Source organism: Modicisalibacter sp. 'Wilcox' (genome assembly GCF_010993675.1).
Classification (GTDB): Bacteria; Pseudomonadota; Gammaproteobacteria; order Pseudomonadales; family Halomonadaceae; genus Modicisalibacter; species Modicisalibacter tunisiensis.
This window is the reverse complement of record NZ_WNXF01000001.1, coordinates 71,113-94,928: the sequence shown is the minus strand read 5'-3', so window position 1 is coordinate 94,928 and position 23,816 is coordinate 71,113. Positions and strand designations below refer to the sequence as shown.

At 67.3% G+C, this 23,816-nt stretch carries 18 protein-coding genes; 12 read left to right on the top strand and 6 right to left on the bottom strand.

The genetic code is table 11. The annotated features are described in order from the left end of the window. Window positions 1-4: 4 nt before the first annotated feature. The 7 genes from miaA (at window position 5) to G7A98_RS00385 (ending at window position 7,518) form a co-directional block, all read left to right on the top strand. Complete coding sequence (gene miaA / locus G7A98_RS00415) at window positions 5-961, top strand: tRNA (adenosine(37)-N6)-dimethylallyltransferase MiaA (RefSeq protein WP_163647517.1); 957 nt, start codon at window positions 5-7, stop codon at window positions 959-961. Window positions 962-1,070: 109 nt separating this feature from the next. Beyond that, window positions 1,071-1,316 (top strand): RNA chaperone Hfq, encoded by a 246-nt coding sequence (hfq, locus tag G7A98_RS00410; protein ID WP_129141100.1) that lies wholly within the window; start codon window positions 1,071-1,073, stop codon window positions 1,314-1,316. Window positions 1,317-1,330: 14 nt separating this feature from the next. After that, window positions 1,331-2,659 carry a ribosome rescue GTPase HflX gene (gene hflX / locus G7A98_RS00405; RefSeq protein ID WP_163647516.1) on the top strand — a complete coding sequence of 443 codons (1,329 nt, stop codon included), beginning with the start codon at window positions 1,331-1,333 and terminating at the stop codon, window positions 2,657-2,659. A 68-nt stretch (window positions 2,660-2,727) separates the two neighbouring features. Then, a complete protein-coding gene (gene hflK / locus G7A98_RS00400; RefSeq protein ID WP_163647515.1) occupies window positions 2,728-3,951 on the top strand; it encodes an FtsH protease activity modulator HflK in 1,224 nt (407 codons plus the stop codon). Further along, window positions 3,951-4,850 carry a protease modulator HflC gene (gene hflC / locus G7A98_RS00395; protein WP_163647514.1) on the top strand — a complete coding sequence of 300 codons (900 nt, stop codon included), beginning with the start codon at window positions 3,951-3,953 and terminating at the stop codon, window positions 4,848-4,850. Before hflK ends, hflC begins: the two co-directional genes overlap by 1 nt. Window positions 4,851-4,958: 108 nt before the next feature. Continuing rightward, window positions 4,959-6,158: an ATP phosphoribosyltransferase regulatory subunit gene (locus G7A98_RS00390; RefSeq protein WP_163647513.1), complete on the top strand. Its 1,200-nt coding sequence runs from the start codon at window positions 4,959-4,961 to the stop codon at window positions 6,156-6,158. Between the two features lie 64 nt (window positions 6,159-6,222). Next, entirely contained in the window at window positions 6,223-7,518 is a 1,296-nt protein-coding gene (locus tag G7A98_RS00385; RefSeq protein ID WP_163647512.1) for an adenylosuccinate synthase, read from the top strand. 127 nt (window positions 7,519-7,645) lie between these two features. Here G7A98_RS00385 and G7A98_RS00380 read toward each other — a convergent pair whose 3' ends face one another. From G7A98_RS00380 to G7A98_RS00355, 6 genes are all read right to left on the bottom strand, one after another. Next, complete coding sequence (locus G7A98_RS00380) at window positions 7,646-10,429, bottom strand: tetratricopeptide repeat protein (protein WP_163647511.1); 2,784 nt, start codon at window positions 10,427-10,429, stop codon at window positions 7,646-7,648. 45 nt (window positions 10,430-10,474) lie between these two features. After that, the gene (locus G7A98_RS00375) at window positions 10,475-11,722 is read right to left on the bottom strand and encodes an alginate lyase family protein (protein WP_240464636.1); all 1,248 of its coding nucleotides are present in this window, start codon (window positions 11,720-11,722) and stop codon (window positions 10,475-10,477) included. Between the two features lie 43 nt (window positions 11,723-11,765). After that, window positions 11,766-12,659 carry a polysaccharide lyase gene (locus G7A98_RS00370; RefSeq protein WP_205596177.1) on the bottom strand — a complete coding sequence of 298 codons (894 nt, stop codon included), beginning with the start codon at window positions 12,657-12,659 and terminating at the stop codon, window positions 11,766-11,768. A 61-nt stretch (window positions 12,660-12,720) separates the two neighbouring features. Then, window positions 12,721-14,301 (bottom strand): PilZ domain-containing protein, encoded by a 1,581-nt coding sequence (locus tag G7A98_RS00365; RefSeq protein WP_163647510.1) that lies wholly within the window; start codon window positions 14,299-14,301, stop codon window positions 12,721-12,723. A gap of 36 nt (window positions 14,302-14,337) precedes the next feature. Further along, window positions 14,338-16,281 (bottom strand): glycosyltransferase, encoded by a 1,944-nt coding sequence (locus tag G7A98_RS00360; RefSeq protein ID WP_163647509.1) that lies wholly within the window; start codon window positions 16,279-16,281, stop codon window positions 14,338-14,340. A 203-nt stretch (window positions 16,282-16,484) separates the two neighbouring features. Next, window positions 16,485-17,846, bottom strand: a complete 1,362-nt coding sequence (locus tag G7A98_RS00355; protein WP_163647508.1) for a UDP-glucose/GDP-mannose dehydrogenase family protein — start codon at window positions 17,844-17,846, stop codon at window positions 16,485-16,487. Window positions 17,847-18,266: 420 nt separating this feature from the next. Between G7A98_RS00355 and G7A98_RS00350 the strand changes: the two genes are divergently transcribed. The 5 genes from G7A98_RS00350 (at window position 18,267) to G7A98_RS00330 (ending at window position 23,802) form a co-directional block, all read left to right on the top strand. After that, complete coding sequence (locus G7A98_RS00350) at window positions 18,267-18,734, top strand: SUF system Fe-S cluster assembly regulator (RefSeq protein WP_163647507.1); 468 nt, start codon at window positions 18,267-18,269, stop codon at window positions 18,732-18,734. Window positions 18,735-18,789: 55 nt separating this feature from the next. Continuing rightward, window positions 18,790-20,232, top strand: coding sequence for a Fe-S cluster assembly protein SufB (sufB, locus tag G7A98_RS00345; protein WP_163647506.1), 1,443 nt, complete (start codon window positions 18,790-18,792; stop codon window positions 20,230-20,232). A 198-nt stretch (window positions 20,233-20,430) separates the two neighbouring features. After that, window positions 20,431-21,183 carry a Fe-S cluster assembly ATPase SufC gene (sufC, locus tag G7A98_RS00340; RefSeq protein ID WP_163647505.1) on the top strand — a complete coding sequence of 251 codons (753 nt, stop codon included), beginning with the start codon at window positions 20,431-20,433 and terminating at the stop codon, window positions 21,181-21,183. Beyond that, window positions 21,180-22,577, top strand: a complete 1,398-nt coding sequence (sufD, locus tag G7A98_RS00335; protein WP_240464635.1) for a Fe-S cluster assembly protein SufD — start codon at window positions 21,180-21,182, stop codon at window positions 22,575-22,577. Before sufC ends, sufD begins: the two co-directional genes overlap by 4 nt. Beyond that, on the top strand, window positions 22,561-23,802 hold the full coding sequence (locus G7A98_RS00330) for a cysteine desulfurase (protein ID WP_163647503.1): 1,242 nt from the start codon (window positions 22,561-22,563) through the stop codon (window positions 23,800-23,802). The genes sufD and G7A98_RS00330 overlap by 17 nt, the downstream gene beginning before the upstream one ends. Window positions 23,803-23,816 lie beyond the last annotated feature (14 nt).

The window sequence follows — 23,816 nt, the reverse complement described above, 5'->3', positions numbered from 1 at the left end:
ACACATGCACGAGCACCCCCCGGCGGCGGCGCGCCGCCCGACCATCCTGCTGCTGATGGGCCCTACCGCCTCCGGCAAGACCGACCTGGCGATGGCGCTGCGCGAGCGGCTCGATGCCGAGTTGATCAGCGTCGACTCGGCGATGGTCTATCGCGGCATGGACATCGGCACCGCCAAGCCGTCGCCGGCCGAGCTGGCCCGCGCTCCGCACCGGCTGATCGATATCCGCGACCCGGCCGAACCCTATTCGGCCGCCGAGTTCCGCGATGACGCCCGTCGCGCCATCGACGAGATCCTGGCCGCCGGCCGGTTGCCGCTGCTGGTCGGCGGAACCATGCTCTATTTCCGCAGCTTGCTCGGTGGGGTGGGTGAGCTGCCCGCCGCCGATCCGGCGGTGCGTGCCGAACTGGAGGAATGGGCGGCGCGCGACGGACTCGGGGCGCTGCACGCCGAGCTGGCGCGTGTCGATGCCGAGTCGGCGGCGCGCATCCACCCCAACGACCCGCAGCGTCTGCTGCGCGCCCTCGAGGTCCAGCGCCTGAGCGGGCGGCCGATGAGCGTGCTGTGGCGTGAGCAGCAGGCCGAGCCATTGCCCTGGCGCGTCATTCCCATCGGCCTGGCGCCGGCCGAGCGGGCGGTGCTGCATCGCCGCATCGCCGTACGCTTCGAGGCGATGCTCGAGGCCGGGTTCCTCGACGAGGTACGTGCGCTGAAATGTCGCAGTGACCTGCATGCCGATCTTCCGGCGATCAAGAGTGTCGGCTATCGTCAGGCATGGATGCATCTCGACGGCCGCCTGAGCGCCGAGGAGCTGCATCACCGCGGGGTCGTGGCCACCCGTCAGCTGGCCAAGCGACAGCTGACCTGGCTGCGTTCCTGGGCGGGGTTGCACTGGGTCGATGCCCTGTCCGCCGACCCGCTCGGCGAGACCTTGAAAATCGTGCGCCGGTGCAGCACTTAGCGTAGTATGGAGCCTTGTTCTGACGCTGGCGGCGTGCCCGGCGTGAGGGCGGGCCATGCAAGGCCAACCATTAAAATGACATTAACGAGAGACAGTTAGGGAGAGCAAAATGTCCAAAGGGCAGTCCCTCCAGGACCCGTACCTGAACATCCTGCGCAAGGAGCGCATTCCGGTGTCCATCTTCCTGGTCAACGGCATCAAGCTGCAGGGTCAGATCGAGTCCTTCGACCAGTTCGTCATCCTGCTGCGCAACACGGTCAGCCAGATGGTCTACAAGCATGCCATCTCTACCGTGGTGCCGTCGCGCAACGTGCGCTTGCCGGCCCAGGATCCCAACGCGGCCCAGGAAAGCTGATCGCGAGGCATTGATTGTTTTTCGAACGTCCCGACGCCGGTGAAACGGCGGTACTCGTCCATATCGACTTCCAGGACGAACAGGAGCGCGAAGACCCGGGTGAGTTCCTGGAGCTTGTGCGTTCCGCCGGGGCCGAGCCGGCGACCCTCATGCAGGGGAGCCGGCGGCGTCCCGATCCACGTACCTTCATCGGCAGCGGCAAGGTGGAGGAGCTGCGCGAGTTGCTCGCGATCCATCACGCCGAGCTGGTGATCTTCAATCATGGCCTGAGTCCGTCCCAGGAGCGCAACCTCGAGCGCGCCCTGAAATGTCGCGTGCTCGACCGAACCGGGCTGATTCTGGATATCTTCGCCCAGCGGGCGCGCACCCACGAGGGCAAGCTGCAGGTCGAACTGGCCCAGCTGGAATACATGTCCACCCGCCTGGTGCGCGGCTGGACCCACCTCGAGCGCCAGAAGGGCGGCATCGGCCTGCGCGGGCCGGGCGAGACCCAGCTCGAGACCGACCGCCGCCTGCTGCGCGGTCGCATCAAGGCGATCCACAAGCGCCTGGACAAGGTGCGCAGCCAGCGCGAGCAGAACCGTCGTGCCCGCGCGCGTGCCGAGATTCCCAGTGTCTCGCTGGTGGGCTACACCAACGCCGGGAAGTCGACGCTGTTCAACGCCCTGACCGCCTCCGAGGTCTATGCCGCCGACCAGCTGTTCGCGACCCTGGACCCGACCCTGCGCCGGCTGGAGATTCCCGACGTGGGCCCGGTGGTGATGGCCGATACCGTGGGCTTCATCCGTCATCTGCCGCACAAGCTGGTCGAGGCCTTCCAGGCCACCCTGCAGGAGGCGGCCGAGGCGACGCTGCTGGTGCATGTCATCGACTGTGCCGATCCCGACCGCGAGCAGAACGTGGCCGAGGTCAACAAGGTGCTCGCCGAGATCGGCGCCGACCAGGTGCCCTGCCTGCGTGTCATGAACAAGGTCGACCTGTTCGACAGCGCGCCGCGCATCGAGCGCGACGGCCACGGCATGCCCGAGGAGGTCTGGCTGTCCGCCCGCGACGGCCAGGGCCTCGAGCTGTTTGCCCAGGCGCTGTCCGAACGCCTGGCCGAGGATCTGCTCGAGCTGGACCTGACGCTGGCGCCCGAACAGGGTAGGCTACGGGCGGGGCTGCACGCACTGGACGCGGTCCGGGAAGAGCGCTTCGACGAGCGGGGACACACCCTGCTGTCGGTGCGTCTGCCCCGGCGCGAGTTCCTGCAGCTGCTCGCCCGCCAGGGCGAGAACGCCGAGGATTACCTGCCACCGGAGGAGCTCGCGCCGCCGGCCTGGGCCGACGGCATCCGGGACTGATTCGATTGGGCGGCCGGAGCCGACCGACCATCGATGCCTATCGCAACCTTGCTTAGTGGAGACGACGTATGGCTTGGAACGAGCCAGGTGGGGGCGGCAATCAGCATGACCCCTGGAGCGGTGGCGGCCGACGCGGAGGCGGCGGCGGCAACGGCAATGGCGGCAACAACCAGGGGCCGCCCGACCTCGACGAGGCGCTGAAGAAGTTTCAGGACAAGCTCAACCGCATGCTCGGCGGTCGCGGCAAGCGCGGTGGCAGTGGCAGTGGCGGGGGGGGCGGCGGCAAGCGCAGCACCTTCGCCCTGCCGGGCCTGCTGGCGGTGGTCGCACTGGCGATCTGGGCGGCCTCCGGCTTCTATCTGGTCGACCAGTCCGAACGTGGCGTGGTGCTGCGCTTCGGCAAGTTCCAGGACGTGGTCAATCCCGGCCTGCACTGGAACGCGCCGATCGTCGATGACGTGCGCATGGTCAACGTGACCCGGGTCCGCTCGATCTCCCAGACCAAGTCGATGCTCACCAAGGACGAGAACATCGTCCAGGTCGAGATCTCCGCCCAGTACCAGGTAGCCAACCCGCGCGACTACCTCCTCAATGTGCGCACGCCGGAGCTGTCCATCGAGAACGCCCTCGATTCGGCGCTGCGCCATGTGGTCGGCGGCACCGAGATGGACGACATCCTGACCTCGGGTCGCGAGCTGCTGGCGGACACCGTCTCCAGCCGGCTGCAGTCGTACCTCAACAACTACGGCATCGGTGTGCGCATCCAGGCGATCAACGTCGAGTCCACCTCGGCGCCGGATGCTGTGCAGGATGCCTTCGACGATGTGATCAAGGCGCGCGAGGACCGTCAGCGCATGATCAACGACGCCATCGGCTACGCCAACGCCATCATCCCCGAGGCCCAGGGTCAGGCTCAGCGCATGATCGAGCAGGCCCAGGGGTATCGCGAATCGGTGGTGGCCAAGTCGCAGGGTCAGACCAACCGCTTCAACTCGCTGCTCGGCGAATACCGCCAGGCACCGCAGGTCATGCGCGACCGCATGTATCTGGACACCATGTCCGAGGTGCTGTCGAAGACCAGCAAGGTGCTGTTGGACATCGACAAGGGCAGCCCGCTGATGGTGCTGCCGCTGGACAAGCTGGGGCTGAATGGCGACAAGGCGGCATCCTCGGATGCCAAGGTCGATGTCTCGCCGTCGCTGCTCGAGCAGATGCGCAATGACGACACCGGCAGCCGTTCGAGCCGCAGCACCACCACGCAGTCGCAGGGTATCCGCAGGGAGGGCCGCTGATGATCAATAACCGTTCCCTGCTCATCGTCGCCGGCGTCGCCGTACTCGCCTGGGTGGGCAGCAACAGCCTCTACATCGTCGACGAGACCCAGCGGGCCATCAAGCTGCGCTTCGGCGAGATCGTCGAGGCCAACATCCAGCCGGGGCTGCATTTCAAGGTGCCGGTCACCAACACGGTGCGCACCTTCGACGCCCGGGTGCTGACGCTGGACACCGACACCAGCCGCTACCTGACGCTGGAGAAGAAGGCGGTGATCGTCGACTCCTACGTCAAGTGGAAGATCGTCGACCCGGCCCGCTACTATGAGGCGACCTCCGGCAACGAGCAGAGTGCCGAACGGCTGATTTCGCCGCGGGTCGACGAGGCGCTGCGCAACCAGTTCGGCAAGCTCGAGCTCCAGGAGATTATCGCCGAGAAGCGCGACCAGCTGATGTCGGAGCCCACCCACGAGCTTGACCAGATCATGCGCAAGGAGCTCGGGGTGGCGATCCTCGACATCCGTATCAAGCGCATCGACCTGCCCGACGAGGTGACCCAGGCGGTCTACGAGCGGATGCGTACCGAGCGCCACCGCGAGGCGCGCGAGTACCGCGCCCAGGGACAGGAGCAGGCCGAGAAGATCCGTGCCAATGCCGAGCGTCGCCGTCAGGTGTTGCTCGCCGAGGCACAGTCCAAGGCCGAGACGCTGCGCGGTCAGGGCGATGCCGAGGCGGCGTCGATCTACGCCAAGGCCTATCAGCAGGACACCGAGTTCTTCCGCTTCTATCGCAGCCTCAACGCCTACAAGGACAGCTTCGATGGCAAGCAGGACCTGCTGGTGCTCGATCCGAACAGCGACTTCTTCCGCTACCTGAACAGCCCGACCCCGTCCGGGGCCGGGCAGGCCGGCGGTTCCTGAGGCCGCGGCCGCCCCCCGGGGTACACCCGGGGGGCAAACATGGTAGAATCCATCAACCGGGCGTGGCCCGGTTTTTTTGTGGCCATTCATCTCTGGCAGGACAGGCAAATGACCATCGCAGATCGCTGGCTGCTACCTGACGGCATGGACGAAGTGCTCCCGCCGCAGGCGAGTCGCATGGAGGAGTTGCGCCGGGCGCTGCTCGACCTCTACCACCGCTGGGGCTATGACCTGGTGGTACCGCCTCCCGTCGAGTTCCTCGACTCGCTGCTGACCGGCACGGGCACCGACCTGGATCTGCAGACCTTCAAGCTCACCGATCAGCTCACCGGCCGCATGATGGGCGCCAGCGCCGACGTCACGCCCCAGGTGGCGCGCATGGACGCCCACTCCCTGAAGCGTCGCGGCCCCGCCCGGCTGTGCTACTGCAGCCATGTGCTGCGCGCCAAGGCGGACCCGTATCAGGGCGGGCGCAGTCCGGTGCAGGTCGGCGTCGAGCTGTTCGGCCACGCCGGGCTCGAGGCGGATCTGGAGATCCTGCGCCTGGCGCTGGACAGCCTGGCGACGGCCGGCGCCGACGAGGTGCACCTGGCACTGGGGCATATCGGCATCTATCGCGCCCTGGTGCAGGCGGCGGACCTGTCGCGCGAGGCCGAGGCGGCGCTGTTCGAGGCGATCGAGCGCAAGTCGCCCGCGGAAACCGAGGCGCTGGTCGCCGCCCAGATTCACGATGGCGCGGTCGCCCGCATGCTGCGGGCACTGCCGCAGCTGCACGGCGACGTCGAGATGCTCGGCGAGGCCCGCCGGGTCTTCGCCGAGTCGCCGGCGGCGGTCGGTGACGCCCTCGACCAGCTCGAGGCGCTGTGCCGGGGTGTCGCCGATGCGCATCCGGATGTCACCCTGTACCTGGACCTGGCCGACCTGCGCGGTTACCAGTACCACACCGGCATGATGTTCGCCGCCTACGTGCCCGGTTACGGCCAGGCCCTGGCCAAGGGTGGGCGCTACGACGACACCGGTCAGGCCTTCGGTCGGGCGCGGCCGGCCACCGGCTTCTCGATGGACCTCAAGCTGCTGGCTACGCTGGTCACCGACGAGCCGGCGGTGGACGGCATCTGGGCGCCGGCGGTGGCCATCGACGATGCCGTGGCGCGCAGCCGGCTCGATGCCGTGGTGGCCCGCCTGCGGGCCGACGGCGAGCGCGTGGTGCGAGCCCTGCCGGGGCAGGCGACGGGTCCGGCCGAGCATCGCTGCAACCGGCAGCTGGTACGCATGGGCGACGACTGGCAGGTATCGCCCCTGGCGTGACGAGGGCCGGGGAGGGCATCGCCACGCCACGGCCAGCGGATTCTTCGATCAAGAGACGAGAGCAATGGGCAAGAACGTAGTCGTACTAGGTACCCAATGGGGTGACGAGGGCAAGGGCAAGGTCGTCGACCTGCTCACCGAGTCGGCGTCCGCGGTGGTGCGCTTCCAGGGCGGTCATAACGCCGGCCACACCCTGGTCATCGACGGCGAGAAGACCGTCCTGCACCTGATCCCCTCGGGGATCCTGCGTGACGACAAGACCTGTGTGATCGGCAACGGGGTGGTGCTGTCCCCGGAGGCCCTGATCAGCGAGATTCGCGAGCTGGAGGCCAAGGGCGTGCCGGTCCGCGAGCGCCTGCGCCTGTCGCCGGCCTGCCCGCTGATCCTGTCGTATCACGTGCGCCTCGACCAGGCCCGCGAGAAGGCGCGTGGCGTGGCCAAGATCGGCACCACCGGCCGCGGCATCGGCCCGGCCTACGAGGACAAGGTCGCGCGCCGTGGCCTGCGCCTGGGCGACCTGCTGCACCGCGAGCGCTTCGCCTCCAAGCTCGGCGAGGTGCTCGACTATCACAACTTCGTGCTGCAGCACTACCACGGTGAAGCCCCCGTCGACTTCCAGCAGGTGCTCGACGAGGCCATGACCATGGCCGAGGAGCTGCGGCCGATGGTCTGCGACACGGTGAGCCTGGTTCACGAGATCCGCAAGGCCGGCGACAACATCCTCTTCGAGGGCGCCCAGGGCTCGCTGCTCGACATCGACCACGGTACCTACCCGTACGTCACCAGCTCCAACACCACCGCCGGCGGCACGGCGACCGGTTCCGGTGTCGGCCCGCTGTACCTGGACTACGTGCTGGGCATCACCAAGGCCTACACCACCCGCGTCGGTTCCGGACCCTTCCCCACCGAGCTGTTCGACGAGTTCGGCCGCCATCTGGCCGAGAAGGGCCACGAGTTCGGCGCCACCACCGGCCGTCCGCGCCGCTGCGGCTGGTTCGATGCCGTGGCCCTGCGCCACGCCGTGCAGGTCAACTCGGTCTCCGGTATCTGCCTGACCAAGCTGGACGTGCTCGACGGCCTCGAGAACATCCGCGTCTGCGTGGGCTATCGCAGCAAGGACGGCGAGAAGCTCGACACCCCGGTGGATTCCGAGGGCTACGAGGCAGTCGAGCCGATCTACCAGGACCTGCCGGGCTGGAGCGAGTCGACGCTGGGCATCAAGCGCGTCGAGGACCTGCCCGCCAATGCACGTGCCTACATCAGCTTCCTCGAGGAGCAGACCGGCACGCCGATCGACATCATCTCCACCGGCCCGGATCGCAACGAGACCATCGTGCTGCGCAACCCGTTCTCCGACTGACGCCGCCGTGGGCTGGCCAGGCCAGTCCGCAGTGAACGAAAAGGACCCCGCCATGATGGCGGGGTCCTTGCGTTTGCGCATGCCGCGCGGCGGAGGGCACCGCCGCCGAGGCGGGGCGCCCGTGCCGTCAGGGCGACGCCGTGTCGCCGGCCACCTTGCTGGCGGCGGCCTGGGCGGCCTGGTCGTTCTGCAGCAGGTCGCGCATGGTACGCAGGGCGGCCTCGCCACGGCTCTCCAGAGTCTGGTCGAGCCACAGCAGCGCCTGATCCTGGTTGGCGTCTTCCAGCCCCTGCTGCCAGAGATAGGCCTTGGCCAGGGCCAGGCGCGCCGTGGGGTGGCCCTGGCGTGCCGCGCGGAACAGGTATTCCGCGCCCTTGGCGGCATCCTTCTCGACGCCTTCGCCGCGCAGGTAGGCGCGTCCCAGGGCGGCCTGGGCGCCGGCGTGGCCTTGATCCGCGGCCCGGGTCAGCAGCTTGATGCCTTTCTGTTCATCCTGGGTGATGCCGTCACGCCCGTAGAGCAGCGCGCGTCCCAGGTTGGCCAGTGAGGAGAGGCTGCCCGCATTGGCGGCGCGGGTCAGCCACTGCTTGGCCTCGGCCGGGTCCTTGGTGACGCCGGTGCCGTTGAGGTAGGCCTCGCCGAGCACCTGAGCGGCATAGGCGTTGCCCTGGCGCGCCGAGCGCTTGAGCAGCGCGATGCCTTTCTGCGGCTGACGCGACACGCCGTTGCCCTGCAGGTAGGCCTGCCCCAGGGTCTGCATGGCGCCCAGGTTGCCGCCGCGGATGGCCCGCTGGAGCAACTGGACGCCCCGCTGCGGGTCGGCGCTGACATTCTCGCCCTTGAGCAGCATGGTGCCGAGGTCGGCCATGGCGCCGGTGTGGCCGCGGGCGACGGCGATCTTCAGGTACTTGAGCCCCTTGTCGGTATTTTTCGGGAAGGGCGAGCCGTCGATGTAGGCGCGGCCCAGGCTGGCGGCGGCACCGCCGTGGCCGGCCCGGCTGGCCTTGGTCAGCCAGCGGTAGGCCTTCTGGGCATCCATGGGCACGCCGTTGCTGCCATCGAGATAGGCGCGCCCGAGATCGGCCATGGCCGCGGGATCGCCGAGCCGGGCGGCGTGGATGATGGCATCGATGTTGCCGGCACCCTTGCCATGCTTGCGGTAGAGCCGGGCCAGCGCCAGCTCCGCGGAGTCATGACCGGCATCGCGGGCCTTTTCCAGCCAGCGCTTGGCCTGGCGGAAGTCGCGGGGCACACCGGTGCCGTCGCGGTAGGCACGCCCCAGCACCACCATGGCGTAGTCGTCGCCCTGGCTGGCGGCCCGGGTCAGCAGGGAGACCGCCTTTTCGCTCTGCCCGCGATCCGCCAGTGGACCGTCGAGATAGGCCTTGCCGAGTGCGGTCATGGCAGTGGTATCGCCGGCCTCGACGGCCTTGCGCAGCCACCGCTCGGCAGCGTCGGGATCGGCGGGCAGGGTCTTGCCTTCCAGATAGGCTTCGCCGAGCAGGCGGGCAGCATAGTCCTGCCCCTGCCGGGCGGCCTGCTTCAGCAAGGTTTCCGCCTTCCGGGCGTCCGGTGCCACCCCGGTGCCCTTGAGATAAGCTTCGCCGAGCTGCGCGGTGGCGTAGCTGCTGCCGGCCTGCTGGCCACGCTGCAGGTAGTCGATCGCCTTGGCGGGCTGTGCCGGGAAGTCCTCCTTGCCGTTCAGATACAGGTCCCCCAGCACGGCCAGGGCCAGCGGGTCGCCCTTTTGTGCGGCACCCTGCAGCAGCTGGATGCCCTGGCGACGCGCCGGGGGCAGCGCGTCACCGGCGATGTAGGCGCGCCCCAGGGCGACGGCGGCATTGGTCGAGCCCTGATCGGCGGCCTTGGCCAGCCAGGATTCGGCCTCCTTGGGGCGCAGCGTGACCCCCTTGCCGTCGAGCAGCGCCGAGCCCAGGTGGTACATGGATTCGACATCGCCGGCCTTGGCGGCCTTCTCGAGCATGGCCAGGCCACGCTGGGTCTCGCCCTGCTCGAGCAGGGCCTGGCCGACCTTGCCCAGGGCATCCGGGTCGCCCGAGTCGGCGGCCTTCATCAGCCAGCGGCGCTGCTCCTCGGGCCGATAGCCGAGCAGGCCGTCCCGGGCATACAGGCTGGCCAGGTCGGTCATCGCCCCGACATCGCCCTGTTGGGCCAGGGTCCTGGCATGCTCGGCATAGCGCTGGGCGTAGTCCTTGGCCTTGGCCGAGTCGGTCTGGTACCAGCCGCCGGGGCGGTAGGCGTCGGCCAGCTCGCGCAGGGCGCTGCCGTCGCCGGCCTCGACGGCCTTGCGGTAGAGCGCGATCGCCCGCTGGGGATTGCGCTTGATACCCTCGCCCCGCGCCAGCATACCGGCGAGCTTGGCGGCGGCCTGGTCGGCTTCGCCGGCCTCGATGGCCTGGCGATACAGATAGAAGGCGAGGGTGGGGTTGCGTTCGACGCCGTCACCGTCCAGGTAGAGATCACCCAGTTTCACGGAGGCATTGCCCAGCGACGAGTTGGGGCGGTGCAGGGCCTTGGCATAGTACTTGGCGGCCAGTGCCGGATCCCGGGGAACGCCCTGGCCCTTGTCGTAGAGCTTGCCCAGGTCGTAGTAGGCGGGCAGCATGCCCTCGCGGCCCAGGGCCTTGAAGCTGGCGATGGCCTTCTCGTACTGGCCCTGTTCGGCGGCCTGACGAGCGAAATCCATGCGCCCCCAGTCCATGCCGCCCATGTCGACGGGGCGACCGCCGTCGAACCAGTCGACGTAGGCGTCCGGCACCGGCGGCACGGCGGCGTCGTTCTGTACCTCGTGCGTGGCACAGCCGGCCATCGCGAGCAGCAGCGGCGAGACGGTCATCAGGCGTTGCCATGGGGTGGCCCGGCGGCCTCGGCGAAGCGGATGTCCAAGCATGTCAGATTCCTCCGTGATGGTGGGCGTCGCGAGTCCGTCGAGACGTCATTCCTGCCCCCGGGACGAGCGGGCCCGGCGTTTCTGGCTGGCGGTATAGGGCTGCTGCTGGGCCGCAGGATCCATGAAGTACAGGGTCACGTAGCCGCCGGCGCCGCGATTCTCGATCGGGCGCATGGTGCGCAGAAACGGCTCCAGGCGCGGCTCGTCGAAGTGGCTCAGGTAGATCTCCATCCAGGCCAGGTACTGGTCGTCCTTCAGGAAGCCCTTGTACTGCTCGTGAGGTGCCAGGTCGCCGAGCTTGTCGGGATCCTCGAGGATCTCGATGTCGAAGTTCACGGCATCCTGGATGGTATGGCCGTCGACCTCGAGGTTGAAGACGTCGTAGCCCTGCCGCGAGATGATCTGCAGGTTGGGAATCAGGTAGAGCAGGGCATAGTTCTGGTAGTGGCTGGCGCGCCGACCCCGCTTCATCTCCAGCGGCAGGGCGCCTTCCTCGGTCATGTCATGCAGGGCCGAGTAGATGGCGCTGACACCGAAGCGAAACAGTTTATCGTCGTCGGTCAGCACGCCGACCATCGAGGCGTAGAGAGCACGTCGATAGAAGTGGTTGTTGCAGCAGCTGTTGTTGGGCTGGCCCGGGATCGCCTTGTGCTTGTAGGCGAGCTTGCTGAGCCACTGGTTGACGCGCTGCTTTTCCTCTTCCATGCCCTTTACCGCCGGGCGTACCACGGAGTAGGCCTCGGCGGCCGAGAAGATCATCGACTCGGTCGAGAACCACGCCTGGGGCTGGGAGGACTCGTAGTAGAACTTCAGCAGGGCATCGTGGCGTGCCCACTTGTCGAGAAAGCGGATCAGGCACTGGCCATAGTAGACGTCGCCGCTGGTGACGTAGGCACCGGCCAGCTTGGCGACGGCCTTCTCGAACTGGAACAGCGGCCCCGAGATCTTCCGCCAGGCCTTGGGGCTGGGGTAGAACCCGGGGATGCGGATTTCGGTGTCCAGCGGGGGAATGGCCAGCAGCTGCTGGCAGCTGGGCCCGGTGGAGAGGGCTTCCACCTGGGTCAGCAGCATGGGATTCTCGGTCTGCTGCAGCAGCTTCATGCGTGCCGGGACGTCGAAATAGGAAGCATTGGGGTCGTTGACCGTGTACTTCGACAGGTCGAGCTGATTGCGTTCCTTGATCGACATGCCCATGGCCGGCAGGGCCAGGGCCGCGATCAGCAGTGCCGCGAGCACCTGGCCGACGAGGCGGCGCCGCATGAGGCCCGAGAGGATTGCGGTGATGTTGGTCATGGCGACTCGTTCGCGTGGAATGGGGCGGTCGGGCGCCGGCCGGTCACGGCCGGTCGGCGTAGAAGCGGAAGTCGGCGAAGTCGACGTGCTGGTCCCGCGGGGTGCGCCAGCTCTTGCCGTGCCCGCCGAAGAAGGTCGAGAACATCAGGCCGTCGGCGTAGACCGTCGGCAATTTGCGGTAGACGATGCCGCGCTGTTCGAGAATCGGCCGGCCGTCGACCCAGACACGGGCGATGCCGTTGCGACGCTGCGGATCGTTGAGCACGATCTCCTGCTCGATAGTGACCCACTTCCCGGTGGGGAAGTGCCAGAGACCGCGTCCCACGGACTTGCCGTAGTGTTTCTTCTTGTTGACGATGTATTCGTAAAGCTCGCCCTTCCCGTCGCGACGCCACATGAAGCGCATGGAGTAGCCGTCACCGGTGACGGCATCGCCGCCGCTGGGCGCGTTGCCGCCGTAGAGGCCGGGCAGTTTGCCGCCCTTGACGAAATCGAAGCCCTCGGGGAAGCGAACCTGGTAGCTCAGGCAGGCCCGATCGGCGCCATGCAGTGCGGGAATGGTGGCATAGAAGCCGGCGCCCCCCTCCGCCTTGTCGCCCGGCGAGGAGGTGCCCGCGGGATAGGCGACGCGCATGCCGGTTTCGCCGATGCCGGTCTGGGCGGGGGAGAGGATGGTCACGTTCTTGTCGGTGGCCCAGTCGTCATGGGTACCGAAAGCCTGGCGGATGGCTTCCTTGCTATCGGCCAGCTGCGGCGGCGCCGGGTCGGCGACCTCGGTGTAGCGCTCGGAGCAGGGCGACAGCTGGGGGATCGGCAGGTCGGGCTTGCCGGCCACGGCCTGGGCCGCGAAGACGCTCAGGGAAAGGCCGAGCGCCAGGCTCAGGCCGATGCGTTGCCGATAGTGGAATGCGGTCTTGCTGCTGTGACGTTCCAGCATTAGAGGCTCTCCTGGCCCGGGCGCGCCGTGGCGGCGGCCCGGGCGTTGGCAATGGCTCGATTCAGCTCGATGTCTGCTTGACGGGCTGGCCGTTGGCGACGCTGCTGGCCGGCTTGTCGGCCTCGGCGTCGTCGCCCGAGCCGGTCACCGCGGCGAACAGGTCCGCGAACTCCTGGTAGACTGCGCGGCCCCCCTGCCAGATCCATTCCGCCGTGGTGTCGATCACCGGGGCCTCGCTGAAGCGCACGTCCACGGGCACCCCCACGGCGCTGGCCGGCAGCGGCGACTCCGGCACCAACAGCACGCTGGCGACGTTCTGCTGCTGGCGCACCCACTTCGGGAAGCCGGCGCGCGGCTGACGCTCGACGTCCAGCGAGACGCTGCGTACCTGGGCGGCGATCGGCTCGGAGGCGTTGGGCAGGGCGATGTAGGCGCGCTGGTGCGGCTCGATGCGATCGATGTCGTCCATGTGGACCAGGGCTTCCACCATGACGTCGTTCTCACCGGTCTGTATGAGGGTCATGATGCGTTCACTCTGGTTGATGAAGGTCTCGCCGGCGCTGCTGCGGGCCCAGGCGACCAGGCAGTTGCAGGGACTGTAGATGGTGTTTTCCGACATCCTGGCTTCGAGCGCGTCGATCCGCGAACGCTGGTAGTCGTTGGCGGTCTCGAACTGCTTCATGCGCACCCGGGCGACTTCCGGCGGCACACTCTCGAAGTTGGTCGGCGTGCCGCTGGCGCCGCTGTCGCCGGACGGGATGTAGACTTCCTTGGTGCCGGGCGCCTCGATGCGCTCCTTGAGGTTCTTGATCAGCTGGCTGTTGTAGTTCAGTGAGGCCTTGGCCAGGATCAGGTCGGTCTTGAGCTCGCTGTTCTTGACACGGACCAGCTCCTGGTCGCGCTCGACGCGGTCACCGGCATGGAAGCCGTGTTCGGCGAGGATGCCGGAGCCGGGCGCGCGGATATCGATGCGCGGGGCCGTCACCGCGGCAAAGTCGGGCTCGATGAGCATGAAGTTGCGGTAGGCGGTGGCGGCGATCACGGCCAGCAGGGTGACGGCGGCCAGCGCCAGGGCGGCGTAGCGCCCCCACGGGCGGCGTGGCTTGCCTTCCGCCTGGGGAGCCGTCCTGGCGGCCCGGCGCTTGCGTGGCGTCTGCGGATCCTCGCTGCTGACCAGACCTTCCACCGTGGCGTGGTTGCCGCTCAGGTAGGCGCGGATGATCCGCCGCAGCAGTTCACGGTGGCGCCGCTCGATGCGGGTGATCTCGAAGGCCACCTCGTGCTGCTGGCCGCCGCGCTCGCCATGATCGCGCAGCACCTTGGCATCGACGGGCACGATCAGTTCGGCGGTCCCGGCCGAAAGCAGCAGGGACACCGAGATCACCTGATCGGCCGGCATCGGGGTGTCGCTGTACACCGAGAAGCCGCCCATGGAGAGATCATGGCCGACCAGGGTGGCGCCGTCGGCGAAGCGGACCTCGAAGGGCACGTCGACGCGCACGTGGCGGCGTTCGTCGCGGCGCTCGTGGTGAAGCTGGTCGCCGGTGGCGGGGCGCGAGGCATCGTCGCGTCGCTCGTCGCGCGGGTGACCGGCGAGGGTCGGTTCGGTCCGGCCCGGGTCGTGATTGTCGTCGTGGGTCATTCGGGGATCCTCCTTGTCCTGTAGATCCATGTCCGGTTACTGGCGACGCTCGGGAGAGGCGCGGCGGACGTCCATATCGTCGAGGGTGACCGTGCCGGAGGCGGTGTCCAGACGGCAGGGATTGTCGGCCCGGCAGGTCAGTGTCCGGTTGTCGCTCAGGGTGCGGCCCCGGGCGTCGTGAAGGCGGCCGGCCAGGCTGGCATTGACATACCAGGTGGTGGGCCGCTTGCCGCCGTGGCCTCGGAAGGTGCGGGCACGCACGTCGCCGACCTCGAAGAGCTTTTCGGTGAAACGCTTGCCGACCCGCATGTTGCCCGCCGGCAGCTGCACGGTGCCGCCTTCCGGCGCGTCGGCCAGGGCCAGCGCGAGCCAGTAGCCGTCATCGCGCTCGGGAGCAGGGCCGTCATCGTCGGCCAGCATGGCGCTCTGGTCCTCGAGCACGGCAAAGGCCATCCGGTCCGGCGGAGCCACCACGCCGACCGCCAGGGCCAGGATGAGCATCAGTGAGCCGACATACACGGCGTGCATGAAATGCCCCATGCGGCGCTGGCGACGCGCGGCCCTGGGGTCGCTGGGCTCGCCCGCCGAGATGCCCTGGCGCGACCAGGACTGGCGATTGAAGCGGAAGCTGACATAGGTCTTCAGCAGGGCACCGCCGACCTGGTTGTAGTACAGCATGGGAATCCACAGCAGGCTGAACCGGCCGTGCTGCAGAGCCAGCACGGTGGCGGTGACGCTGCGCGTGAACAGGATCCACAGCAGGTAGGCGAAGATGAACGAGGGACGCACGAACAGCGTCAGCATGATCGCCACCGAGGGGCCGATCAGCGTGGTCCACATCGACAGCCGCTGGTCGACCAGGCTCCACCAGGTGAAGAGGCCCATCGTCTTGGGACCCAGGGCGATGGCACGTCCGCTGGTACGCAGCATGTTGCCGTACCAGCGCTTCATCAGATCGAGGCTCGACGCAAAGAAGCGATCCTTGTCGGGCAGTTCCTCGAACCCCGAGACATAGACGTCCGGAATGTAGAGCATCTTCCAGCCGTTCTTGAGCAGCCAGAACCAGGTCGACTTGTCGTCGCCGGAGAGAAACTTGAAGTTGCCGAAGCGCCAGTGCTCGATGTGGTCGTTCTCGACCAGTTCGATGAAGCCGGGATCCGTGGCCAGCTCGGCACGGAAGGCGCTGTAGCGCCCGGTCAGCACCAGCAGGCGTTCGGAAACCGACCCCGAGCTCATCACCAGGTGACGCTGGGCATAGCGCAGGTCGTACCACTCCTTGGTGACGTCGCCGCCGTTGACGATGGCGCTGTTGTTGGTGGTCAGCGCGCCCAGGTCGTCCTTGACGAAGAAGAACGACAGCGAGCGGGCCAGCGTGCCGGGCTCGATGCGGATATCGCCGTCCATGGAGACCAGCAGCGAGCGATGGCTGGGCATGCGCCGCGAGATGGCGCGCAGCACTTCGGCCATCGCCGAGCGCTTGCCGTCGCCCTTCTGGAACATGTAGCTGATCTCGACATTGGCGGGCCAGCCGTTTTCCGCCATGACGTGGTCGATCACGTCGACATCGCTGCGATCGGAGATCGCCGCGAAGATGGTGGTGGGTACGCCGTAGTCGGCGGCGTCGCGGATCAGCGCGTCATAGACGGCAAAGCTGACCTCGGGCTCGATGCGGAACGAGGTACACAGCACATACAGCGCATCGGGCTTTTCGCGGGCGTCGGCGGCATCCGCCTGCCGGCGCAGCCGGGGAAACACGCGGCGGTTGTACCACACCGAGCGGATCGCGATGGTGAACCACCAGGAATAACGCCAGGCGCCGATGACGCCGATGGCGAGAATGAAGCTCTTGGAGCCGGGCGAGAAGACTTCCGGCGGCAGCTCGAAGACGAGGACGACGATCAGCGCCAGCAGGAACAGCAGCGTCGTCAATTCCGTGATCCGGCTGGCACGTGAGCCGCCGGTAAGCTCGTTCAGCGACATGACGAACCTTCCTCATCGAACGGTGGCGCGACGCGTGATGCCTGATGGTCTCGCGTGGCCCCGTTTTCTGATGGGGCGCCGCCGTGGCGGCGCCGTGACAACATGTGGTCATCCGCGCTGGACTGCCGGCCGTAGAGGTCGGCTATCGCGGGAAGACCGGGAGCGGCGGGCCACGCCAGGCGCGGCCCGCCGGGGACGGCGGCTCAGGCGGCCGCGCGTCTTGCCTGTTGCCGGTTCAGGGATTCGCCGCGACCGATGGCGTAGTAGAGCAGGCCGGCGTCCTTGACGATCTCGGGATCGAAGAGGTTGCGGCCGTCGACGACCACCGGGGTACGCAGGGTCTGACGCAGGTTGTCGAAGTCGATCGCGCGGAAGATCTTCCATTCCGTGCAGATCACCAGGGCGTCGGCACCTTCCAGGGCAGCATCGCGCCGGTCGACCAGCGTCAGGTCATCGCGGTCGCCGTAGATGCGGCGGCACTCGTCGATGGCTTCGGGGTCGAAGGCCTGGACCCGGGCGCCGCTGTCCCACAGCGCTTCCATCAGCTCGCGGCTGGGGGCCTCGCGCATGTCGTCGGTGTTGGGCTTGAAGGCCAGGCCCCACACGGCGATGGTCTTGCCCTTGAGGTCGCCGTCGAAGGCCTGGTCGAGCTTTTCGAAGAGGCGTGTCTTCTGGCGCAGGTTGACGGATTCGACCGCGCCCAGCAGCTGGGCATCGTAGCCGATGTCCGCGGCGGTCTGGCCGAGTGCCTTGACGTCCTTGGGGAAGCAGGAACCGCCATAGCCGCAGCCGGGGTAGATGAAGTGATAGCCGATGCGCGGATCCGAGCCGATCCCGTGGCGCACATGTTCGATATCGGCCCCCAGGCGCTCGGCCAGGTTGGCGATCTCGTTCATGAAGCTGATCTTGGTGGCGAGCATGGCGTTGGCCGCGTACTTGGTCAGCTCGGCACTCTTCACATCCATGAACATCAGCTTTTCATGGTTGCGGTTGTAGGGGGCGTAACACTCGCGCATCGCCTTGCGCACGGCGTCCGAATCGGTGCCGACGATGATGCGCGCGCCCTTCGAGAAGTCCTCGATCGCCGCGCCTTCCTTGAGGAATTCCGGGTTGGAGCAGACATCGAAGTCGATGTCGGCGCCACGGGCCTCGAGGGTGCGCCGCAGGGTGTCGCGGACCTTGTCGGCGGTGCCCACCGGCACGGTGGACTTGTCGATCACCACCTTGTACTCGCCCATGTGCTGGCCGATGGTTTCGGCGACCTTGAGGACGTACTTGAGGTCGGCGCTGCCGTCCTCGTCGGACGGGGTGCCCACGGCGATGAACTGCAGCTTGCCGAAGCGCACCGCTTCCTCGGCGTCGGTGGTGAAGCGCAGGCGCCCGGCGTCGCGGTTTTCCGCGATCATCGACTCCAGGCCGGGTTCGTAGATGGGAATCTCGCCACGGTTCAACCGCGCGATCTTGTCGGCGTCCACATCGACGCAGACGACGTCATGGCCGACATCGGCCAAACAGGTACCGGTGACCAGGCCGACATAGCCTGACCCGAAGATGGTAATTCGCATCTTGCACCTCTCCATGGTGGTTGTCTGGTGTCACGATCTGCAATGCGTCTGGCCGCTGGGCCAAATGCCACGCGAGCGTGCCGGGCTGCGACTGAAATCCATTCCTTGGGCCCGGGGCGAGAACGGCATGCCTGCCTGGCTCTCGCCGGTATTGTGTCATTGTCGGGCAGCACCGTTACCGGGGGGTGACATACTGCCGCGGCCTGGCGATCTTTTCTAAATTAGCAAGGTTAAGTTTTGTAATCGCCGGGTAACGTCAAATAGCGTAGAGGCTCCATCGACAAAGGTCAACATGGATCCGGGTGAATTTTTGCACACTGTTTTCTTACTCGGTGGCCGTGCCGGCATGCCGGGGCGCTTCACAGGGCCGTCATAGAGGACTAAAATGGTCCCCAATTGCCGACAGGCTGGAGACTCGTGATGCTCAAGCTGTCAAAGCTGACCGATTACGCCGCCGTGGTGATGGCGCAGATCGCCCGTCACCCCGAGCGGGCGCATGCGGCGGCCGACCTGGCCAGTGCCGTGCAGCTGCCGCATCCCACCGTGAGCAAGACGCTGAAGATGCTGGTGCGGGCCGGGCTGCTGACCTCGCGGCGGGGCGCGCAGGGCGGCTATCGCCTGTCGCGGGCCCCCGGCGAGATCACCGCCAGCGACATCATCGCCGCCATCGAGGGGCCGGTCGCCATGACGGAGTGCAGCCAGGCCGACGGGGACTGTGACCTGGCCAGCAGCTGCGGTGTCGCCGACAACTGGCAACGGGTCACCGTGGGCGTGCGCACCCTGCTCGACAGCGTGACCCTGGCGCATCTGGCGCGCGCCGAGCCGCTCAAGTTACCGGTGCAGTTACCCATACAGAGCGTGACCCTGGCCGCCACGGCCGAGGGCTGACGTCGACCAAGGCTTGATGACAGGGTGCAGTGCGATGCGCCCGGAGGGGAGAATCATGGCAACAGAGGAAATGGAGCGACTCGTTCGTCGCGAGTACACCCAGGGCTTCGTGACCGACATCGAGAGCGACACGGTGCCGCCGGGCCTCGACGAGAGCGTCATCGCCTTCATCTCGCAGAAGAAGGGCGAGCCGCAGTGGATGCTCGACTGGCGGCTCGAGGCCTACCACCAGTGGCTGAAGATGAAGACGCCCTCCTGGGCGCACCTCGACTACCCGCCGATCGACTACCAGGCGATCTCCTACTATAGTGCGCCCAAGAAGCCCGAGGATCGTCCCCAGAGCCTCGACGAGGTCGACCCCAAGCTGCTCGAGACCTACGAGAAGCTGGGCATTCCGCTGCACGAGCGGGCGGCACTGGCCGGTGTCGCGGTCGATGCGGTCTTCGATTCGGTGTCGGTGACCACCACCTTCAAGGAGAAGCTGGCCGAGGCGGGCGTGATCTTCTGTTCGATCTCCGAGGCGATCCGCGACTACCCGGAGCTGGTCAAGCAGTACCTGGGCAGCGTGGTTCCGCAGGGCGACAACTACTTCGCCGCGCTCAACTCGGCGGTGTTCACCGACGGCTCCTTCGTCTACGTGCCCGAGGGCGTGACCTGCCCGATGGAGCTGTCCACCTACTTCCGCATCAACGCCGCCAACACCGGCCAGTTCGAGCGCACCCTGATCGTCTGCGACAAGCGCGCCCAGGTCTCCTATCTGGAGGGCTGCACGGCGCCCCAGCGCGACGAGAACCAGCTGCACGCCGCGGTGGTCGAGCTGGTGGCGCTGGAAGACGCCTACATCAAGTACTCCACGGTGCAGAACTGGTATCCGGGGGACGAGGACGGCAAGGGCGGCATCTACAACTTCGTCACCAAGCGCGCCGACTGCCGCGGTGACCGCTCGAAGGTGTCCTGGACCCAGGTCGAGACCGGCTCGGCGATCACCTGGAAGTACCCGTCGTGCATGCTGCGCGGCAAGGACAGCGTCGGCGAGTTCTACTCCGTGGCGGTGACCAACGGCCGCCAGCAGGCCGATACCGGCACCAAGATGATCCATATCGGCGAGAACACCAAGTCGACCATCGTCTCCAAGGGCATCGCCGCCGGGCGCAGCGACCAGGCCTACCGCGGGCTGGTCAAGGTCGGCCCGCGGGCGCGCAACGCCCGCAACTTCACCCAGTGCGACTCGCTGCTGATCGGCGATCGCTGCGGCGCGCATACCTTCCCGTATCAGGAGATCGGCAACAGCACGGCGACCGTCGAGCACGAGGCGACCACCTCGAAGATCGGCGAGGATCAGCTGTTCTACTGCCGGCAGCGCGGCATCGCCGAGGAGGATGCGGTGAACATGATCGTCAACGGCTTCTGCAAGGACGTCTTCCAGGAGCTGCCGATGGAGTTCGCGGTGGAGGCCGAGGCACTGCTGAACGTGACGCTCGAAGGCGCGGTGGGGTAAGGCGCTATTGCGCTCGGTCATCCTGCGTTGGAAACCTGGCTCGTCATGCTCATTGAGCAACAGTCAACTCCGCTGACTCGCCAGGTTTCCGCCTTGACTGACCTTCGCTCATGACGCGCCTGACGCAGTGGAAAGGTGACAACGTATTCGTCGGAGGGCGCGATGGCGTCCTCGAATCCAGATTGAAGGTGGCAACACATGCTCGAAGTCAAAGATCTGCACGTGTCGGTGGACGGCAAGGAAATCCTCAAGGGGCTGAGCCTGACGGTCAACGCCGGTGAGGTGCATGCCATCATGGGGCCCAACGGCGCGGGCAAGTCGACGCTGTCCTCGGTGATCGCGGGCAAGGACGGCTACGAGGTGACGGCCGGCTCGATCACCTTCGAGGGCCGCGATGTGCTGGAGATGGAGATCGAGGACCGCGCCCGGGCGGGGCTGCTGCTGGGCTTCCAGTACCCGGTGGAGATCCCCGGCGTCAAGAACATCTACCTGCTCAAGGCGGCGCTCAATGCCCAGCGGGCGGCGCGCGGTGAGGGTGAGATTCCGGCGCCGGAATTCATGAAGCGGGTCAAGGAGAAGCTGGCGTTCATGAAGATGGACCCGAGCTTCCTGCAGCGCGCTGTCAACGAAGGGTTCTCCGGCGGCGAGAAGAAGCGCAACGAGATCCTGCAGATGCTGGTGCTCGAGCCTCGGCTGGCGATGCTCGACGAGATCGATTCCGGCCTCGACATCGACGCCCTCAAGGTGGTGGCCGACGGTGTCAACTCGCTGCGCAGCGAGGAGCGTGCCGTGCTGATGGTGACCCACTACCAGCGCCTGCTCGACTACATCGTGCCCGACAAGGTTCACGTGCTGCTCGACGGCCGCATCGTCAAGTCCGGGGACAAGAACCTCGCGCTCGAGCTCGAGTCGCGGGGCTATGAATGGGTGCAGGAGGAGTCTGCGGCGTGAGCGACAACACCCAACCGAGTGCAGAACAGCGCTTTCTCGAGAGCCTGAAGGCGCGCGAGGCGACTCGCGGCGCCGAGCCGACCTGGATCGCCGCGCGGCGCCAGGCCGCGGCGGCACGCTTCGAGGCGATCGGCTTTCCCGACAAGCGGGTCGAGCAGTGGAAGTACACTGATGTACGGCGCATTCGTGACGGCGAGTTTGCACTGGCCGATGACGCCGACTTCTCGCCGGCGCAGGCCGCCGCCCTGACCCTGCCGATCGCGGCGATCCGTTTGAGCTTCGTCGATGGCGTGTTCGCGCCCGAGCTCTCCGATACTGGCGCGCTGCCCGCAGGTGCCAGCGTCGAGCCGCTGACCCGGGCGCTGGCCGATAACCACGAGGCCGTGGGCGCCGTGCTGGGCCGCCTGACCGGCGTCGAGTTCTCGCCGTTCGCCGCGCTCAACACCGCCTTCGCCGAGGAAGGCGCCGTCATCCGCCTGGCGCCGGGCACCGTGGTCGAGACCCCGATCCTTCTGCAGTTCCTCTCCCGGGCCGGCGAGCAGCCGGTGATGAGCCACCCGCGGGTGCTGGTTCAGGCCGGGGCGCGCAGCCAGGCCACGGTGCTCGAGCATTATGTCGGCGAGCCGGCGGCCGCCAACTTCACCAACGTGGTGGCCGAGGCCATCCTCGAGCGTGGCGCCCTGCTGACCCACTACACTCTGCAGGAATCCCCGCTCGACGACCTGCTGGTGCGCAGCCTGCAGGTCGAGCAGGGGCGCGACAGCCGCTTCACCTCGTTCACCGTCAACCTGGGTGGCGCACTGGTGCGCAACGACCTGGTGGCCGACCTCAACGCCCAGGGGGCAGAGGCCAACTACTACGGACTGTTCTTCGCCCAGGGGCGCCAGCATGTCGACAACCACACCCTGGTCAACCACAACGCGCCGCTGACGTTCTCCAACGAGAACTACAAGGGGGTGCTGGGTGATCGTGCTCGTGGCGTGTTCAACGGCAAGGTGGTGGTCAAGCGCGACAGCCAGAAGATCGAGGCGCACCAGAGCAACGCCAACCTGTTGCTGTCCGATCGCGCCGAGATCGACACCAAGCCGGAGCTGGAAATCTACGCCGACGACGTCAAGTGCTCCCATGGAGCGACCACCGGACAGCTTGACGAGGATGCCGTGTTCGCGCTGCGCACGCGCGGCATCGACGAACAGACCGCGCGGGGCCTGCTGACCCTGGCCTTCGCCGGTGAGGTGATGGAGCTGGTGGGGCTGGACGCCGTGGCCGAGCGGGTCGAGCTCACGGTGGCCGGCAAGCTGCCGGAACGCTTCAACCTCGGCGGGCTGGTCGAGGCGGCGCTGCTCGACGAGCAGGCATTCGAGGAGGAGCCGGGCCATGACCGCAATGACTGACCTGACCCTGGATGTCGTCAAGGTACGTCGCGACTTCCCGATCCTCGAGCGCCGGGTTCACGGCCATCCGCTGATCTACCTGGACAACGCGGCCACCAGCCAGACGCCGCGGCAGGTGATCGAGACGCTCGATCATTACTATCGGCACTACAACGCCAACATCCATCGCGGGCTTCACACCCTGGCGGACGAGGCGACGGCGGCCTACGAGGCCACGCGCGAGACCGTGCGCGGCTTCATCGGCGCCCGCGAGACCCGCGAGATCGTCTTCACCCGCGGCACCACCGAGGCGATCAACCTGGTCGCCAACAGCTGGGGGCGGGCCAACCTGGGGCCGGGGGACGAGGTGCTGATCTCGCGACTCGAACACCACTCCAATATCGTGCCTTGGCAGCTGCTCGCCGCGGAGTGCGGCTTCACCATCCGGGTGATTCCGGTCGACGAGCGTGGTGCGCTGGACATGGCCGCCTATCGCGAGCTGGTTGGCGAGCGCACCCGGCTGGTGGCCGTCAATCACGTCTCCAACGCCTTCGGCACCATCAACCCGGTGGCCGAGATGGCACGCATCGCCCATGCGCAGGGTGCGCTGATCCTGGTCGATGGCGCCCAGGCCGCGCCGCACGAGATCGTCGATGTCACCGCCCTCGATGCCGATTTTTATGCCTTCTCGGGGCACAAGGTCTATGGCCCGACGGGCGTCGGCGTGCTCTACGGCAAGGCGGCGCTGCTCGAGGCCATGCCGCCCTGGCAGGGTGGCGGCGAGATGATCCGTACGGTGTCCTTCGAGGCCGGCACCACCTATGCCGATATCCCCCACAAGTTCGAGGCGGGCACGCCGGCCATCGCCGAAGTGATCGCGCTGGGGCGCGCCCTGGAGTGGGTCGGCGAGATCGGCATCGGCCTGATCCGCGCCTGGGAGCACCGGCTGCTCGAGCACGCTCACCACGAGTTGACCGCGATCGACGGACTGCGCCTGCTGGGTACCGCGCCGCACAAGGCCGGGGTGGTCTCGTTCGTGGTGGAGGACGCGCACGCCCAGGATATCGCGCTGCTGATCGACCAGCTGGGCGTGGCGATCCGTACCGGCAACCATTGCGCGCAGCCGCTGCTCCAGCAGTTCGGTGTCGACGCTACCTGCCGAGCCTCGTTCGCCGCCTACAACACGCCCGAGGAGATCGACATCTTCGTCGCGGCACTCAAACGCGCCATCGAGATGGTTCGCTAGGGGAGGGAGAACGC

Excerpts from the sequence above, each read along its gene's own strand:
- G7A98_RS00375 (WP_240464636.1), bottom strand. The coding sequence starts at position 11,722 with ATGACCAACATCACCGCAATCCTCTCGGGCCTCATGCGGCGCCGCCTC.
- G7A98_RS00390 (WP_163647513.1), top strand. The coding sequence starts at position 4,959 with ATGACCATCGCAGATCGCTGGCTGCTACCTGACGGCATGGACGAAGTG.
- G7A98_RS00360 (WP_163647509.1), bottom strand. The coding sequence starts at position 16,281 with ATGTCGCTGAACGAGCTTACCGGCGGCTCACGTGCCAGCCGGATCACG.
- hflC (WP_163647514.1), top strand. The coding sequence starts at position 3,951 with ATGATCAATAACCGTTCCCTGCTCATCGTCGCCGGCGTCGCCGTACTC.
- G7A98_RS00355 (WP_163647508.1), bottom strand. The coding sequence starts at position 17,846 with ATGCGAATTACCATCTTCGGGTCAGGCTATGTCGGCCTGGTCACCGGT.
- G7A98_RS00380 (WP_163647511.1), bottom strand. The coding sequence starts at position 10,429 with ATGCTTGGACATCCGCTTCGCCGAGGCCGCCGGGCCACCCCATGGCAA.
- hfq (WP_129141100.1), top strand. The coding sequence starts at position 1,071 with ATGTCCAAAGGGCAGTCCCTCCAGGACCCGTACCTGAACATCCTGCGC.
- hflK (WP_163647515.1), top strand. The coding sequence starts at position 2,728 with ATGGCTTGGAACGAGCCAGGTGGGGGCGGCAATCAGCATGACCCCTGG.
- G7A98_RS00385 (WP_163647512.1), top strand. The coding sequence starts at position 6,223 with ATGGGCAAGAACGTAGTCGTACTAGGTACCCAATGGGGTGACGAGGGC.
- G7A98_RS00370 (WP_205596177.1), bottom strand. The coding sequence starts at position 12,659 with ATGCTGGAACGTCACAGCAGCAAGACCGCATTCCACTATCGGCAACGC.
- G7A98_RS00365 (WP_163647510.1), bottom strand. The coding sequence starts at position 14,301 with ATGACCCACGACGACAATCACGACCCGGGCCGGACCGAACCGACCCTC.
- sufB (WP_163647506.1), top strand. The coding sequence starts at position 18,790 with ATGGCAACAGAGGAAATGGAGCGACTCGTTCGTCGCGAGTACACCCAG.
- G7A98_RS00330 (WP_163647503.1), top strand. The coding sequence starts at position 22,561 with ATGACCGCAATGACTGACCTGACCCTGGATGTCGTCAAGGTACGTCGC.
- G7A98_RS00350 (WP_163647507.1), top strand. The coding sequence starts at position 18,267 with ATGCTCAAGCTGTCAAAGCTGACCGATTACGCCGCCGTGGTGATGGCG.
- sufC (WP_163647505.1), top strand. The coding sequence starts at position 20,431 with ATGCTCGAAGTCAAAGATCTGCACGTGTCGGTGGACGGCAAGGAAATC.
- miaA (WP_163647517.1), top strand. The coding sequence starts at position 5 with ATGCACGAGCACCCCCCGGCGGCGGCGCGCCGCCCGACCATCCTGCTG.